This is a genomic window from Pseudomonas sp. GW456-E7 (assembly GCF_059424105.1).
Genome location: NZ_JBWKZB010000032.1, coordinates 1 through 15,468 on the forward strand (window position 1 = coordinate 1; position 15,468 = coordinate 15,468).

14 protein-coding genes are annotated in these 15,468 nt (G+C 61.0%); 6 read left to right on the forward strand and 8 right to left on the reverse strand.

Going from position 1 to position 15,468, the window contains the following annotated elements; all coding sequences use genetic code 11:
- The first annotated feature begins 141 nt into the window (after positions 1–141).
- The 5 genes from mnmC to AC07YV_RS19655 all read left to right on the forward strand — a co-directional run bounded on the left by mnmC (position 142) and on the right by AC07YV_RS19655 (position 7,619).
- Positions 142–2,121, forward strand: coding sequence for a bifunctional tRNA (5-methylaminomethyl-2-thiouridine)(34)-methyltransferase MnmC2/FAD-dependent 5-carboxymethylaminomethyl-2-thiouridine(34) oxidoreductase MnmC1 (gene mnmC, locus AC07YV_RS19635; RefSeq protein ID WP_102700864.1), 1,980 nt, complete (start codon positions 142–144; stop codon positions 2,119–2,121).
- Between the two features lie 170 nt (positions 2,122–2,291).
- Positions 2,292–4,064: an N-acetylglutaminylglutamine amidotransferase gene (locus AC07YV_RS19640; RefSeq protein WP_102700865.1), complete on the forward strand. Its 1,773-nt coding sequence runs from the start codon at positions 2,292–2,294 to the stop codon at positions 4,062–4,064.
- 3 nt (positions 4,065–4,067) lie between these two features.
- Positions 4,068–5,816: an N-acetylglutaminylglutamine synthetase gene (ngg, locus tag AC07YV_RS19645; protein WP_102700866.1), complete on the forward strand. Its 1,749-nt coding sequence runs from the start codon at positions 4,068–4,070 to the stop codon at positions 5,814–5,816.
- A gap of 174 nt (positions 5,817–5,990) precedes the next feature.
- Positions 5,991–7,181 carry an osmoprotectant NAGGN system M42 family peptidase gene (locus tag AC07YV_RS19650; RefSeq protein ID WP_007973683.1) on the forward strand — a complete coding sequence of 397 codons (1,191 nt, stop codon included), beginning with the start codon at positions 5,991–5,993 and terminating at the stop codon, positions 7,179–7,181.
- A gap of 210 nt (positions 7,182–7,391) precedes the next feature.
- Positions 7,392–7,619: a YheU family protein gene (locus tag AC07YV_RS19655; RefSeq protein WP_003199186.1), complete on the forward strand. Its 228-nt coding sequence runs from the start codon at positions 7,392–7,394 to the stop codon at positions 7,617–7,619.
- Between the two features lie 4 nt (positions 7,620–7,623).
- On the opposite strand, the gene csrA is transcribed toward AC07YV_RS19655, so the two are convergent.
- From csrA to AC07YV_RS19670, 3 genes are all read right to left on the reverse strand, one after another.
- Positions 7,624–7,809 carry a carbon storage regulator CsrA gene (gene csrA / locus AC07YV_RS19660; RefSeq protein WP_102700867.1) on the reverse strand — a complete coding sequence of 62 codons (186 nt, stop codon included), beginning with the start codon at positions 7,807–7,809 and terminating at the stop codon, positions 7,624–7,626.
- Between the two features lie 154 nt (positions 7,810–7,963).
- Positions 7,964–8,296, reverse strand: a complete 333-nt coding sequence (locus tag AC07YV_RS19665) for a YnfA family protein (protein WP_008004345.1) — start codon at positions 8,294–8,296, stop codon at positions 7,964–7,966.
- 64 nt (positions 8,297–8,360) lie between these two features.
- A complete protein-coding gene (locus tag AC07YV_RS19670; protein WP_102700868.1) occupies positions 8,361–9,176 on the reverse strand; it encodes an SDR family oxidoreductase in 816 nt (271 codons plus the stop codon).
- A gap of 278 nt (positions 9,177–9,454) precedes the next feature.
- Between AC07YV_RS19670 and AC07YV_RS19675 the strand changes: the two genes are divergently transcribed.
- A complete protein-coding gene (locus AC07YV_RS19675) occupies positions 9,455–9,613 on the forward strand; it encodes a DUF3309 family protein (RefSeq protein WP_172435350.1) in 159 nt (52 codons plus the stop codon).
- Positions 9,614–9,670: 57 nt separating this feature from the next.
- Here AC07YV_RS19675 and AC07YV_RS19680 read toward each other — a convergent pair whose 3' ends face one another.
- The 5 genes from AC07YV_RS19680 to AC07YV_RS19700 form a co-directional block, all read right to left on the reverse strand.
- Positions 9,671–11,764 carry an LTA synthase family protein gene (locus AC07YV_RS19680; RefSeq protein WP_102700869.1) on the reverse strand — a complete coding sequence of 698 codons (2,094 nt, stop codon included), beginning with the start codon at positions 11,762–11,764 and terminating at the stop codon, positions 9,671–9,673.
- Positions 11,765–12,101: 337 nt separating this feature from the next.
- Entirely contained in the window at positions 12,102–12,707 is a 606-nt protein-coding gene (locus tag AC07YV_RS19685) for an START domain-containing protein (RefSeq protein WP_102700870.1), read from the reverse strand.
- A 42-nt stretch (positions 12,708–12,749) separates the two neighbouring features.
- A complete protein-coding gene (locus tag AC07YV_RS19690) occupies positions 12,750–13,004 on the reverse strand; it encodes a YkgJ family cysteine cluster protein (protein WP_102700871.1) in 255 nt (84 codons plus the stop codon).
- Positions 13,005–13,170: 166 nt separating this feature from the next.
- Entirely contained in the window at positions 13,171–13,653 is a 483-nt protein-coding gene (locus AC07YV_RS19695) for a translation initiation factor 2 (protein ID WP_102700872.1), read from the reverse strand.
- 80 nt (positions 13,654–13,733) lie between these two features.
- Entirely contained in the window at positions 13,734–15,173 is a 1,440-nt protein-coding gene (locus AC07YV_RS19700) for an aminotransferase-like domain-containing protein (protein ID WP_102700873.1), read from the reverse strand.
- Positions 15,174–15,468: the final 295 nt, after the last annotated feature.

The window sequence follows — 15,468 nt, forward strand, 5'->3', positions numbered from 1 at the left end:
GTCGAGCGATGCGGCCTGGATCAAAAGATCGCAGCCTTCGGCAGCTCCTACAGGATTACGCAGCCCCATGTAGGAGCTGCCGAAGGCTGCGATCCTTTAGCGATCGGCTAGAATGGCGACCTTGCCGTTGCCGAGCCTGCCATGAAACCTGTATTGCCCCACGCCCAACTCGACTGGGACGACCAAGGTCGCCCGTATTCGCGAGTGTTCGATGATGTGTATTTCTCCGACAAATCGGGGCTGGACGAAACCCGCTACGTGTTCATCGAACAGAACCGCTTGGCAGAGCGCTTTGCGGCCTTGCCCGAGGGCGGTCGGCTGGTCATCGGTGAAACGGGGTTCGGCACCGGGCTGAATTTCCTGTGCGCCTGGCAGGTGTTCGAGCAACACGCCGTGGCCGGTGCGCGACTGCATTTTGTCAGCGTCGAAAAGTACCCGTTGAGCCCGGCCGACTTGCAACGTGCCCTGGCGCTGTGGCCGGAACTCAAGGTGTTTGCCGATCAACTGCTTGAGCAGTACGTAGCCATCCATCAGGGCTTTCAGCGCCTGACGCTGGACCACGGCCGCGTCACCCTGACCCTGCTGATCGGCGACGCACTGGAACAACTGCCCCAACTCGACGCCCGGATCGACGCCTGGTTCCTCGACGGTTTCGCTCCGGCGAAAAACCCTGACATGTGGACCGCCGAACTGTTTGCCGAACTGGCGCGCCTGGCCGCGCCCGGTGCCTCCATCAGCACTTTCACCAGCACCGGTTGGGTGCGACGCCTGCTCAACGCCGCCGGTTTCAAGATGAAACGCACCCCGGGCATCGGCCACAAATGGGAAATCCTGCGCGGCGAGTTCCTCGGCTGGCCCCACGACGTACCCGCCCCGGCGCCCGACAAGCCCTGGTTTGCCCGACCTGCACCAACGAGCGGCGAGCGCCGGGCACTGGTGATCGGTGCCGGGCTGGCCGGTTGTGCCAGCGCCGCCAGCCTGGCCGCACGGGGCTGGCACGTGACGTTGCTGGAGCGTCACGACGACGTCGCCCGGGAAGCGTCGGGCAATCCGCAGGGCGTGCTCTACCTGAAGTTATCGGCGCATGGCACGGCGCTGTCGCAAATGATCGTCAGCGGATTCGGCTACACCCGGCGACTGCTCGAACACTTGCAACGGGGCCGCGACTGGGACGATTGCGGCGTGTTGCAACTGGCCTTCGATGCCAAGGAAGCCGAACGCCAGGCGCAATTGGCGGCGGCGTTTGCGCCGGACCTGTTGCACCTGCTGGATCAATCCGGGGCCCAGGCCGTGGCCGGGATCGGATTGGCACAGGGTGGCCTGTTCTATCCGCAAGGCGGCTGGGTCCACCCACTGGCGCTGTGCCAGTGGCAGGCCGGCCACCCGCAGGTTCAACTGCTCACGCATTGTGATGCGCTGGAACTGCGCAAGGTCGGGGATCAGTGGCAAGCCTGGAACGGCGAGCAATTGCTGGCCTGCGCACCCGTGGTGGTCCTCGCCGGTGCCGCGGACATCCAGCGTTTCCCCGAGAGTGCCGGGTTGCCGCTCAAACGCATTCGCGGGCAAATCACCCGCCTGGCGCAAACGCCGCAAAGCCAGGTCCTGAGTACGGTGGTGTGCGCCGAAGGCTATGTCGCTCCCGCACGCTTGGGCGAACACACCCTGGGGGCCAGTTTCGATTTCAACAGCGATGACCTGACGCCGACCACGGCTGAACACCTGGGCAACCTGGCCATGCTCAACGAGATTTCCCACGATCTGGTCGAACGCCTGGAAATCGACCGCCTCGACCCCGAGAGCCTCCAGGGGCGCGCCGCGTTTCGCTGTACCAGCCCCGACTACCTGCCAATCGTCGGCCCACTGGCCGACACCCAGGCCTTCGCTCAGGCCTATGCCGCGCTGGGCAAGGACGCCCGGCAGGTGCCGGACGTCGAATGCCCGTGGCTCGACGGTTTGTACGTCAACAGCGGCCACGGCTCGCGCGGCCTGATCACCGCGCCACTGTCAGGAGAACTGCTGGCCGCCTGGCTGGACAACGAGCCCCTGCCCTTGCCCAGGAGCGTGGCCGAAGCCTGTCATCCCAACCGGTTTGCGTTACGGCGCCTGATCCGGGGCAAATAGTCGATACCGCCGTCGAGAGCGCCCGCACAGCGGCTCTCGGCCCCGGCTTCGCCCGCTTATAACTCATCGATATAAAACTCCCCTTGCCGAGGCGGGTCAGTTTCTGAGTACCCGCCATTTTGGCGCGGTATCGATTGACCCTCCCCAACGGAAAAACCGGTAAGGAATTTATGTGCGGATTAGCTGGCGAGTTACGTTTTGATCATCAACCTGCAGACCTTGCAGCCGTTGAACGAATCACCCATCACCTGGCCCCTCGCGGCCCCGACGCCTGGGGATTTCATAGCCAGGGGCCGGTTGCCCTGGGCCATCGGCGCCTGAAAATCATGGACCTGTCGGACGGCTCGGCACAGCCGATGATCGACCCGCAATTGGGCCTTTCCCTGGCCTTCAACGGCGCTATCTACAATTTTCCGGAACTGCGCGCCGAGCTTGAAAGCCTGGGTTACTCCTTCTATTCCGGTGGCGACACTGAAGTCTTGCTCAAGGGCTATCACGCCTGGGGCGAAGCCTTGCTGCCGAAACTCAACGGCATGTTTGCCTTTGCCGTCTGGGAGCGCGATGCCCAACGCCTGTTCATCGCCCGCGACCGTCTTGGCGTAAAACCCTTGTACCTGTCGCGCACCCGCCAGCGCTTGCGCTTTGCCTCAGCGCTGCCGGCCTTGCTCAAGGGCGGCGACATCAATCCGGTCCTCGATCCGGTGGCGCTCAATCACTACCTGAATTTCCACGCCGTGGTCCCGGCACCGCGCACGTTGCTGGCAGGCATCGAAAAACTGCCGCCAGCCACCTGGATGCGCATCGAAGCCGATGGTCGCACCGAGCAAAAAACCTGGTGGACCCTGGCCTACGGCCCCCACGACGACGAGAAAAACCTGACCCTCGAAGACTGGCGCGACCGGGTGCTCGACAGCACCCGCGAAGCCGTCGCGATTCGTCAGCGTGCGGCGGTCGATGTTGGCGTGCTGCTGTCCGGCGGTGTCGACTCGAGTCTGCTGGTGGGCCTGTTGCGGGAAGTCGGCGTGGACAATCTGTCGACCTTCTCCATCGGCTTCCAGGATGCCGGCGGCGAACGCGGTGACGAGTTCCAGTACTCCGACCTCATCGCCCGGCACTACGGCACGCAGCATCACCAATTGCGCATCGATGAAAAAGAGATCATCGAACAACTGCCCGCCGCATTCCGCGCCATGAGCGAACCGATGGTCAGTCACGACTGCATCGCCTTCTACCTGTTGTCTCGCGAAGTGGCCAAACACTGCAAGGTCGTCCAGAGCGGCCAGGGTGCCGATGAACTGTTCGCCGGCTACCACTGGTATCCGCAAGTGGACGGTGCGAGCGATCCCTATGCCGCGTACCGCGACGCATTTTTCGACCGCAGCTACGACGACTACGCGGCGACCGTGCAGCCAAAATGGCTGACCGCCAATGACGCCGCCGGTGACTTCGTCAAAGCCCATTTCGCCCAACCCGGTGCCGATGCGGCGGTGGACAAGGCCTTGCGCCTGGACAGCACGGTGATGCTGGTGGACGACCCGGTCAAACGCGTCGACAACATGACCATGGCCTGGGGCCTGGAAGCGCGCACGCCGTTTCTCGACTACCGCCTGGTGGAACTGTCGGCCCGGATTCCGGGGCGTTTCAAACTGCCGGACGGCGGCAAGCAAGTCTTGAAAGAAGCTGCGCGCCAAGTGATTCCCAGTGAAGTGATCGACCGCAAGAAAGGTTACTTCCCGGTGCCGGGCCTCAAGCATTTGCAGGGCGATACGCTGGAGTGGGTGCGTGAGTTGCTGCTCGATCCGAGCCAGGATCGCGGCCTGTTCAACCCGGCAATGCTCGACCGTCTGCTGACCGATCCGCAGGGACAATTGACGCCGTTGCGCGGCTCCAAGCTGTGGCAACTGGCTGCCCTCAACCTGTGGCTCAGCGAACAAGGAATCTGACCGATGAAACCTCACGCCACGGCTTTCAGCCAACGCCTGTTGCGCGGCCAGTCGCCTTCCTACGAACGTTTGCAGGCACGCCTGGCCGAGGATGGCAGTGAACTCGGCGCCGCACCGATTGCGGTGCATTGCGGTTGGGGCCGCCTGTTGATCGGCCACACCTTTGCCGATGCGGCGAGCCTCGCCGCGGAGTTGCTCAACGAGCAGCCCGGCGAACGGGACATCGCGCTGTACGTCGCCGCGCCCCAGCAGGTGTTGGGGCTGGAGCCGGCGCAGCTGTTCCTCGACCCGTCCGATACCTTGCGCCTGTGGTTCAGCGACTACCGCCAGGCGACCCGGGTGTTTCGTGGATTTCGCATTCGACGCGCGCAGAGCGACGCCGACTGGCAGGCCATCAACCAGCTGTATCAGGCGCGCGGCATGCTGCCGATCGATGCCACCCTGCTCACTGCGCGCCACCTGGGCGGCCCGGTGTACTGGCTGGCGGAAGACGATGACAGCGGCGCGGTCATCGGCAGCGTCATGGGCCTCAATCATGCAAAGGCCTTCAATGATCCGGAACACGGCAGCAGTCTCTGGTGCCTGGCGGTCGACCCGCATTGTGCGCGGCCGGGTGTCGGCGAGGTGCTGGTGCGGCATCTGATCGAACACTTCATGAGTCGCGGTCTCGCTTACCTCGACCTGTCCGTGCTGCACGACAACCGCCAGGCGAAAAGCCTGTACGCCAAGCTCGGCTTTCGCAACCTGTCGACCTTCGCCATCAAGCGCAAGAACGGCATCAACCAGTCGCTGTTTCTCGGGCCGGGCCCCGAAGCCGCCTTTAATCCGTACGCCCGGATCATCGTCGAGGAAGCACACCGTCGCGGCATCGATGTACAAGTCGATGACGCCGATGCCGGAATGTTCACCCTCAGCCATGGCGGGCGCCGGGTACGCTGCCGGGAATCCCTGAGTGATCTGACCAGCGCCATCAGCATGACCCTGTGCCAGGACAAGAGCCTGACCCACAAGGTGCTCAAGGCTGCCGGGTTGAACCTGCCCGTGCAGCAACTGGCGGGCAACGCCGATGACAATCTGGCGTTCCTTGATGAGCACCGGCGCGTGGTGGTCAAACCGCTGGACGGCGAACAGGGCCAAGGCGTGGCGGTCGACTTGCAGACCATCGAAGAGGTACAGCACGCCATCGAGGCGGCCCGCCAGTTTGATAGTCGCGTGCTGCTGGAAAGCTTCCACCAAGGCCTCGACCTGCGAATCCTGGTGATCGGTTTTGAAGTGGTCGCGGCCGCGATTCGCCGGCCGGCCGAAGTGGTCGGCGATGGCCAGCACTCCATCGGCGGGTTGATCGAAGCCCAGAGCCGGCGCCGACAAGCAGCCACGGGTGGCGAAAGCAAGATCCCGCTGGACGCGGAAACCCTTCGCACCTTGCAGGCGGCCGGATACGACTACAGCAGCATTCTGCCAGCCGGCGAGCATCTGTTCGTACGACGTACGGCGAATCTGCATACCGGCGGCATTCTCGAGGACGTCACGGCGATCCTGCATCCGACGCTGCTGGATGCGGCTGTACGGGCCGCCCGGGCGCTGGACATTCCCGTGGTCGGTCTCGACCTGATGGTGTCCGCCGCTGACCAGCCGGACTACGTGTTTATCGAAGCCAACGAACGGGCCGGGCTGGCCAACCACGAACCGCAGCCGACGGCGGAGCGGTTTGTCGATTTGTTGTTTCCCCACAGCCAGCCGGCGGTCTCTTAGCGATGCGTTGCCTGGACTGGCCCCTTCGCGGGCAAGCCCGCTCCCACATTCGACCGCATTTGCATGGAGTAACTCGGTCAACTGTGGGAGCGGGCTTGCTCGCGAAGACGGACTGACAAACAACACAAATCCCTCATCGAAACCATCGATGCGCTCAACTCATCAGGAGTTTCCATGACCAGCAAAATCCCCGAACCGGACCTCGGTTACCTGCAAAAAGTCCTGCTGGAAATGCTCGCCATTCCCAGCCCCACCGGGTTCACCGACACCATCGTGCGCTACGTCGCCGAACGCCTTGAAGAACTCGGCATTCCCTTCGAGCTGACCCGTCGCGGCACCATCCGCGCCACGCTCAAGGGCAAGAAGAACAGCCCCGACCGCGCCGTTTCCGCCCACCTGGACACCATCGGCGCGGCGGTTCGTGCAGTGAAGGATAACGGGCGCCTGACCCTCGCGCCGGTTGGCTGCTGGTCCAGCCGCTTTGCCGAAGGCAGCCGGGTCAGCCTGTTTACCGACAACGGCGTGATCCGTGGCAGCGTTCTGCCCTTGATGGCGTCCGGGCACGCGTTCAATACCGCCGTGGATGAAATGCCGATCAGTTGGGATCACATCGAGTTGCGCCTGGATGCCTACTGCGCCACCCGCGCCGACTGCGAGTCGCTGGGCATCAGCGTCGGCGATTTCGTCGCCTTCGACCCGTTGCCGGAGTTCACCGAAAGCGGCCATATCAGCGCCCGCCACCTCGATGACAAGGCTGGAGTGGCCGCACTGCTGGCGGCCCTCAAAGCCATCGTCGACAGTGGCGAAGAACTGATGATCGACTGCCATCCGCTGTTCACCATCACCGAGGAAACCGGCAGCGGTGCCGCGGCGGCGTTGCCCTGGGATGTCAGTGAATTCGTCGGCATCGACATCGCACCGGTCGCGCCCGGCCAACACTCCAGCGAACATGCAGTAAGCATCGCGATGCAGGACTCCGGCGGACCGTATGACTATCATCTGTCGCGCCACCTCTTACGCCTGGCCAGCGACAACGAGCTGCCGGCACGCCGCGACCTGTTCCGCTACTACTTCAGCGACGCGCATTCGGCGGTCACCGCCGGCCACGACATTCGCACGGCCCTGCTCGCCTTCGGCTGCGATGCCACCCACGGTTACGAACGCACCCACATCGACAGCCTCGCCGCCCTGAGCCGCCTGCTCGGTGCCTACATCCTCAGCCCGCCGGTGTTTGCCAGCGATGCGCAACCGGCCAAGGGCTCACTGGACCGGTTCAGCCATCAGCTCGAACATGACACCCAGATGGAAAGCGATACGCGGGTGCCGTCGGTGGACAGCCTGGTGGGGCAGCGGTCGGAGAGCTGATCCAGGATCTTCATCGCCGGGTAAACCGCTATCGCGAGCAAGCTCGCTCCCACAGTTGATCGGTGGTGAACACAATTCTCCGGTTCGCCGCTGAACTTTGTGGGAGCGAGCTTGCTCGCGATGGCGTCAGTGCAGACAACATCAAATCCCAGGCTAGCCGATACCGGCCATACGCCGTAGCATCGCGCCATTGATCCAACCGAGGTGCCTATGCTGATCCCCCACGACCAACTTGAAGTCGACACCCTCACCCGCCTGATCGAGGATTTCGTGACCCGCGACGGCACCGATAATGGTGACGACACGCCGCTGGAAACCCGCGTACTGCGCGTGCGCCAGGCGCTGACCAAGGGCCAGGCACTGATAGTCTTCGACCCGGAAAGCGAGCAATGCCAACTGATGCTCAAGCATGACGTGCCCAAGCACCTGTTTGACTGAAGCTTCAGCGTTCTTTGGTTTTCGCCAGTTTGTTCTGGATGCGTTCATAGATTTCGGCGCGGTGCACATTGACGTCCTGGGGAGCCTCGACGCCAAAGCGAACGTGGTTTCCGTTGACCGCGAGAACGCGCACGCAAATGTTGTCACCGATGGAAATGGTTTCGCCCACAACGCGACTGAGTACGAGCATAAGGAGTGTCCTTCAGGGGTTATTGGCCCCTGAAGATGCCCGGCCCGCCGTGCGCCTACAATGCTCCGACAGCAAACCGGACCGGACTGACAGCCCCTGAGCCACCCCGCTGACGGAAAAGTCCGACACGCCGGGTGATTGTAGGGACGAGCTGTCAGGACGCGGAGAATCGCGGCCCGAACAGGATGATACTCGCGCCAATGACACACAGCGCCACGCCGAGCCAGTCCGAACCCAGCGGACGAATCCGCTCGACCACGGCCAGCCAACCAATCGAGGCAATGATGTAGATGCCACCGTAGGCAGCGTAGGCGCGGCCGGCGTAGGTGGCCTCGATACGGGTCAGCAGCAGCGCGAACAGGGTCAGGCTGAGGAGCGCCGGCACCACCCACCACATGCTTTTACCCTGGCGCAGCCACATCCAGAAGGCGAAGCAACCGGCAATTTCGAACAGCGCGGCGAGGAAAAACCACAGGTAATTGAGCATGCAAGCGTCTCGCAAGGATGGCCGATGGCGGCCACCCTAACCACAGCGTTGCCTGCGGGCAAGATCAGCTTGCGGATTGCCTGGCCTTGGCGCGCATTTTATCGGCCATGACGGTCATTTCGTTGTAGAGCAATTGCGGGTCCTTCTGCTTGATCGCCCAGGCCATGCGGCCCTGTTCGTGGGGCAGGATCATGAACTCGCCGGCAGCGACCTGCCGGTAGATGTAGTCGGCGATGTCGGCGGCGCTGATCGGCGAGCTTTCCAGCAGCTTGCCGACCTGGGCTTTCATGGCCGGGGTTGGGCCGCGGAAGGAGTCCAGCAGGTTGGTCTGGAAGAACGACGGGCACACCACATGTACGCCGACTTCCTGATGCGCCAGCTCGATCAGCAGGCTTTCGGACAACGCCACCACGCCCGCCTTGGCCACGTTGTAGTTGCTCATCGCCGGGCCTTGCATCAGCGCGGCCATGGACGCGATGTTGATGATCTTGCCTTTGCTTTGTTCCAGCAGCGGCAGGAAAGCCTTGCAGCCCTTGACCACACCCATCAGGTTGATCGCGATCTGCCAGTCCCAGTCCTCCAGGGACAGCTCACTGAAGAAGCCGCCAGAGGCTACACCCGCGTTATTGACGATGACATCGATGCCGCCGAGCTTGACCTCACAGGTCTGGGCGAACGCCGTCAGCTGGCTGTAGTCGCGCACGTCGCAGCGCTGGATAAAACCATCGCCACCGGCTTCACGGACCAGCTTCAGGGTTTCCTGCAAACCGGGCTCGCTGACGTCCGACAAGGCCAGCTGCCAACCTTCACGCGCCCAGCGCAGCGCGATTTCGCGACCCAGGCCAGAGCCTGCACCAGTGATCATCATGCGATTTTGCATAGCAAACAGCCTTGTTGTTCTCGGAAGATGCATCGAGTGTAGCGAAGGAAATTGTCCGACCCACGCTCCATCAGATTGCTGAATGGCCCGAGCAAACCGCGGGCGCGTCACAAGCAACTAAGGCAATCACAAAAGAAATAAGAACCTGTCCGAAATACTTCAAAAAAACTTGGAATTTTCCGGCAGGCGCGAGAGTCGGATTTTTTAAGCAGCTCGAATTTACTTCATTCCCGCTGACCTGATTGGCATGGTCATTCCACTGCATTTTCAACAAGGAAATAGACATGGGCACAATACTGATCATCATTCTGATCCTGTTACTGATTGGTGGTTTACCGGTCTTCCCGCACTCCAGAAGTTGGGGTTACGGCCCGTCCGGAATCATCGGCGTCGTGTTGGTGGTGCTGTTGATCCTGCTCTTGCTCGGCCGAATATAAAAACCGTCAGGCAAAAAAAGAGGCCCTCGAAGGGCCTCTTTTCTATTGCGTCACAACTTAGTCCGGCTTGCCGTCAACGACACCTGCGGTGTTGTCCAGCAGGCTCTTGGTCGCTGTTTGCAAGAAAGCTTCGAGCTTGAGTTTCAACTCGGCGGTACGCGGCGCGTCAGCAATGATTTCGGCGCGAGGCTTGCCGCCCAATTCATACTGATACAACTTCGGTGCCATATCCTTGTCCTTCGGCAGGACCAGAATCTGGTCGGCGGTGAGGATGGCCGTGGTCTGCTCGCTGCCCGACGGCTTGATCACACCAATGCCGAGGTCGCCTTGCGGCAGGTTGAGCAGGTCGCGTCCCCAGCACTGATGGCGCACTTCGCCACCGATACGGCCCATGATGGTCGGCACGATGTCGATCTGGGTGCCCACGGTGTGGTCACGCTGACCGAATTTTTCCTGGATGCCCGGCGCGATCATCAGCATTGGCACGTTGAAGCGGCCCAGGTCCATCTCGGTGATCTGCTGTTCGTTACCAAAACCGTGGTCACCGACGATGACAAACAGGGTTTCCTTGAAGTACGGCTCCTTGCGGGCCTTTTCAAAGAACTGGCCCAGTGCCCAGTCCGAGTAACGCATGGCGGTCAGGTGTTCGTTCAGGCTGCCACGATCGGTGACGCGCTCGACCGGCAATGGCGTCGGCAAGGCGTAAGGCGTGTGGTTGGACAGGGTTTGCAGCAAGGCATAGAACGGCTTGCCGTTTTCTCGCGCCTTGAGCTCGACCAGGCCACGGTCGAACATGTCCTGGTCGGACACGCCCCAGGTCGGATCAGAGAACACCGGGTTCACAAAATCGTTACGACCGATGAAGTTGGTCATGCCCTGGTTGCTGAAGAAACCCGACTGGTTGTCCCAGGCGAAATCGCCGTTGTAGACATACACGTCGTCGAAGTCACGGGCACTGAGCAACTGCGGCAGACCAGACAGCTTGTGGCTGCCTTCCGGGGTCTGCATCAGGTATTCGAAGCCCGGCAGGTTCGGGAAGCAGGCCATGGTGGCGAACATACCCTGGTGGGTATGGGTGCCGTTGGAGAAGAAGCGGTCGAACAGCAAGCCTTCCTTTGACAGTTTGTCGAGGTATGGCGTGATGTTGCCCGGCCCGCCCAGCGCTCCCACCGAGTGACCGGCCATGCTTTCCATCAGGATCACAACGACGTTCTTGATCGGCAGGGTCTTGTCGGCCGGCGGGGTGTAATCGCGACGTACCGCTGCGGTGTCGGTATCCACCAGTTTGTCGGCCGGTACCACCAGCATGTCACGCACCACTTGCTGGGCTTGAGGCTGAGGCAGGGTCGCCTTCCAGATATTGTCGCGATCCTCGGACATCCGGCTCTTGGCTGCGGCGACCAGAGAAAGAGTACCGTTGAGACCCAACTGGTTGGCGAAGTTGGAATCTGTGGTGTAGACATCACCCCAGCGCATCGGTGGGCCTTGACGCAAGGTGCCACGGGCCGCGACGACGCAGATCAGCAGGCAAACCACGAACACACCAATGCGTGCATACCACGGCGCAACCTGGCGAGTGCCGATGCTGCCGCCACTGAACGGGCCACGAGGGCGGGTCGCACGGTCCGCGCCCTTGAATGCCAGGCTCAGGATCCAGGTGCCCACGGCCCATGCCAGCAGGTAGCGGACCACGGGGAAACCGTACCAGAGCATGCTCATCACGGTTTTCGGATCTTCCTTGACGTACTGGAAGACCAGGCCGTTGAGGCGCTGGTGGAACTCACGATAGAAGTCCATCTCCATCAGGCCCAGGAACAGCGCAATGCTGGAGACGACAGTCAGCCAGAGACGGAACAGCCCGCGTGCGGCCATGGCCCGGACACTGAACAATGCCAGCAGCAACGGAATACTGAGATAGACCACCAGACGCAGGTCGAAACGCAGACCGTTGGCGAAGGCCTCGAGGAAGGTCGAAGCCGGTGTATCGAGGATCATCGAGCGGTTGTAGACCAGCAGCGCGACGCGCAGCAGGCTGAACATGACCATCATGACCAGGGCACACAACAGCGTGTAGGCCAGATGCGATTTGACGGTCGGTTGCAGCAGGCGACTAGAAGCTCGCTGCTGATTCAGGGCGTCCGGGATTGCCATGTCGTTTTAGGACCCATTGGAAGTTGAAGTTTCAAAAATACAGCTGCGCCTTGCCCTCTTTTTGGCCAGTACCAGGCCCCGGGGATTGCGCGGTGCGCAAATGTTGCACGATCAACGGCTGTATTGCCATTGATAACTACCCTCATCCCGACTGTTTCATCCTGCATTCAGGAATACGCTGCGGGTTGCGGGAGAGCCGGCGAATTGTCTTGGAGACGTGGTGAAAATTTCGTGCAACGCATATCTGAAAACAAATTAAAGCGCCCTGCCCTGTCAAAAACGCAAACGCCCCGAACCGGTCGGGGCGCTGCGAAGTCACCTTAAATGAACCACACCGTCACTTCTCGGCGCGTTCCTTGAGGGCTTTCAAGGTATTGAACGGGGCATCCACCACGAACTTGTTGGCCACCATCGACGGCACGCTGCCGCCCGGTTCGGTGTGCACCTGATAGGTCACTTCGATCTGGTCGCCCTTGGGTACGAACTTCCAGAAACCGTCGACCTTGGTGACGCGGACGAAGCCTTTTTCTTCAGGAAGGTATTTCGGTACGCCTTCGAGCTTGCGGGTCAGGCTGCCATCGGCACCTTCGGTGGTGGTGATGTGCAGCACCGAATCACGCGGAGTAACCGGCCATGGGGTGTTGAACTGAGTGTAGGTCCAGCTCTGGTCACCTTCGTGCTTGAGCAGCTTCTGGGTTTTGCATTCGTGAATCCAGGCGCAGGCTCCGGACACGTCATCCTGCAACGCACGCAGCTTGGCCATGGTGGTTTTCATCAGCGTGACGCCCTGGTAGGCCTTGTAGTCGGACCCGGCCACTTCACTCAGGGAGATCTTGATGCCGTCTTCGTCTTTTTTGACTTTCCAGTCTTCGGCCTGGGCCGTCGAGGTAGCCAGCACAACCGTCAAACCGCACAGCACAGCCATACGATGCAGCGAACCCATAGTCTTATTCCTTATTGTTGAAGTTCCGTTCGTTGGAACACATCACGCCGCCGTCATTTGCTCCCACCAGCCAATCAGCCGGATGGCTTCTTCGCTGCTGCTTCCGCACACCTCGGGGTCGGCCTCGAAGGCAGAACACACCGCCGGCCGTTCCGGCTGGCCGAAAATATTGCACAGGTTATCGGCGGAAAGTTGCAGGCAACGCTGCCCCGCGGCCTTGCCGTCAGGCATACCGGGTATCGGTGAACTGATGGAAGGGGCAATGCAACAAGCGCCACAACCCTCACGGCATTTCATGACGACAAGCTCCTCGCGACGAGTGATGTGTAAAAGGACGGGGCACAGAGTACCCGCTAAAACAGTTGTTTTAAATTACCTGCGAGCGGGTTTTTCCACGCAAACGGGCATGACCGAGCAGTCTCCGACAAAGCGTCTGTTCTGCGGCTCGCGGATCTTGTTGGCGTTACTGCTTGAACTCGAAATCCAGTGCCGCGCCTTCAACCTCGCGGCGCTCTTCATTGCGCAGTTGCAGCTGCATTTCATTGCTGAGCAGGCGGCCGTTGAGCTGGAACGGGCTGCTGCCGCTTTTGTCACCGAACATCTGGGGTAACAGCGGTTCGCGCTTGGACAACGGCATTGTTCCGACCGGTTTGAGTTCCTGAACCATATCCTTGGGCAAGCTCAGGTCCAGCTTGGCGGATGGAAGCTCGGTCTTTACCACTTCGCTGGCCGGTTTCGATTTGGAAGCAATGGGTAGGCGTTTTTTCGCGGGCGTCGCCGGTTTCCTGGCCGGCGAGGCTTTTTTTGCGGGTGCGGTTTCTATCGGTGCTACGTGGAAACTGCCGGTGGTCTGCTGGTCCTGCTCGGTGGCGGCAACGACGGATACCGGCTGAATACTCGCAATCAGGCAGAGCAAAAGCCAGGCAGCAGGAAAAATCGGTTTCATGTATCCAACGGTGGGTGCAAACGGCAGAGGTACATATGCTCGCCTGTTGCAGCCCACAAGACAAGCGCAGTAGCAGACTATTACAAACCGCCAGCCATCTCCTGGCAGAGTTGGGTGGCCAGCATGCCCAGGGTCATCAACGCGCGCTCGGCTTCACGATTCCAGGGCGTGCCGCAATTGAGGCGAATGCAGTGATTGAATTGCTCGGTATTACTGAATATCAGCCCGGGCGCAATACTGATGCCCTGCTGCAATGCCCGCACGTGCAACTCCTGGGTGTTGACCCGCCCCGGCAGACTGACCCACAGAATGAAGCCACCGGTAGGCCGGGTCATCTGCGTGCCTTCCGGGAAATACTGCTGCACGGCCAGCTGGAAGGCACTGAGGTTCTTGCGGTACTCCTGACGGATGAAGCGCAAATGCCGGTCGTACCCGCCGTTTTCAAGGTAAGCGGCAATGCCCATCTGGGTCACGCTGCACGCTGAATGCGTGCTGAAGGTCTGCAAGCGCTGGATTTCCTGCTGAAACTTGCCGGCAATCATCCAGCCGATCCGCACCCCGGGCGACAGGGTTTTCGAGAAGCTCGAGCAATAGATCACCCGGTCCAGCCGATCATAGGCCTTGAGGGATTTGGTGCGTCCCTGCTCGAACATCAGCTCACCGTAGATATCGTCTTCGACAATCTGGATATCGAAGTCCGACGCCAGGCGCAGCAGTTGTTTCTGTCGTTCTTCAGGCATGGTGCCGCCCAACGGGTTACTCAGCCGGGTGGTCAGCACCAACGCCTTGATCGACCATTGGTTGGCTGCCAGTTGCAGGGCTTCCAGGCTCATGCCCGTGGCCGGATCGCTAGGGATCTCGATGACCTTGAGGCCCAACAGATCGGCCAGTTGCAGCAACCCGTAATAGGTCGGCGACTCGGCTGCAATCAGATCGCCCGGGCGGGTCAGCACGCGCAAGGACATCTGCAGCGCATCGACGCAGCCGTGGGTGATCACCACTTCCGACGGATCGACCACAACGCCGGCATCGCGCATGCGGATCGCCACCTGCCGGCGCAACGGCTCGAAACCGGGACTGAACATGTAACTGAAGGCCCGCGGGCTATGGAAACGAGTGACTTTGGCCAATTGCTGATGCAGCGCCCGCACCGGCAAATAGTCGACACTCGGCACCGCAGCGCCCAGCGGGAAGACACCTTCACGACGGGATTCGACCAACACTTGTTGAATGATGCTGCTACGGGTGACCAGGCCGGGGCGCTCGACCCGGGCGATGTCCGGCGTCGGCGCCGTGAGTGCCGGTGTCTGGTGCACGTAGTAACCCGACTGCGGCCGGGCGCGGATCAGCCCCTGATCTTCGAGATTGGCATACGCCTGCAACACCGTCGCATGACTGACATTGAGCTGCGAACTCATCTTGCGCACCGAAGGCACGCGCTCTCCCGGCTGATAGACCCCACGGCGGATGTCTTCGGCCAGTTGTTGAGCAATACGTTGATAGAGCAAAAGATTGGTCATGACGCAGCACTCGATTTCACGGGCATTTTATTCTTGTGTAAAACAATACCGGAACAGTTTAGAAGTGTACGGGGACAGTTACCACAATAGTCGACCGTACAGTGCAGTGTCAGCAAAATCTGTACTGTTTTGTGCGGTAATCGGCAGGCATAAAAAAACCCGGCGCTGCATGGCAGACCGGGCTGTAGGAGCTTGTAGGAGCTGTCGAGTGAAACGAGGCTGCGATCTTTTCAGCCCCACTTGAGCATCAAGAGCAAGATCAACAGATCGCAGCCTCGTTTCACTCGACAGCTCC

Bases quoted from the DNA above. Each gene is read 5' to 3' on its own strand.
- AC07YV_RS19700 (WP_102700873.1), bottom strand. From the start codon at position 15,173: ATGACCAATCTTTTGCTCTATCAACGTATTGCTCAACAACTGGCCGAA.
- csrA (WP_102700867.1), bottom strand. From the start codon at position 7,809: ATGCTCGTACTCAGTCGCGTTGTGGGCGAAACCATTTCCATCGGTGAC.
- AC07YV_RS19685 (WP_102700870.1), bottom strand. From the start codon at position 12,707: ATGGGTTCGCTGCATCGTATGGCTGTGCTGTGCGGTTTGACGGTTGTG.
- AC07YV_RS19695 (WP_102700872.1), bottom strand. From the start codon at position 13,653: ATGAAACCGATTTTTCCTGCTGCCTGGCTTTTGCTCTGCCTGATTGCG.
- AC07YV_RS19665 (WP_008004345.1), bottom strand. From the start codon at position 8,296: ATGCTCAATTACCTGTGGTTTTTCCTCGCCGCGCTGTTCGAAATTGCC.
- AC07YV_RS19670 (WP_102700868.1), bottom strand. From the start codon at position 9,176: ATGCAAAATCGCATGATGATCACTGGTGCAGGCTCTGGCCTGGGTCGC.
- AC07YV_RS19640 (WP_102700865.1), top strand. From the start codon at position 2,292: ATGTGCGGATTAGCTGGCGAGTTACGTTTTGATCATCAACCTGCAGAC.
- AC07YV_RS19650 (WP_007973683.1), top strand. From the start codon at position 5,991: ATGACCAGCAAAATCCCCGAACCGGACCTCGGTTACCTGCAAAAAGTC.
- mnmC (WP_102700864.1), top strand. From the start codon at position 142: ATGAAACCTGTATTGCCCCACGCCCAACTCGACTGGGACGACCAAGGT.
- ngg (WP_102700866.1), top strand. From the start codon at position 4,068: ATGAAACCTCACGCCACGGCTTTCAGCCAACGCCTGTTGCGCGGCCAG.
- AC07YV_RS19655 (WP_003199186.1), top strand. From the start codon at position 7,392: ATGCTGATCCCCCACGACCAACTTGAAGTCGACACCCTCACCCGCCTG.
- AC07YV_RS19680 (WP_102700869.1), bottom strand. From the start codon at position 11,764: ATGGCAATCCCGGACGCCCTGAATCAGCAGCGAGCTTCTAGTCGCCTG.
- AC07YV_RS19690 (WP_102700871.1), bottom strand. From the start codon at position 13,004: ATGAAATGCCGTGAGGGTTGTGGCGCTTGTTGCATTGCCCCTTCCATC.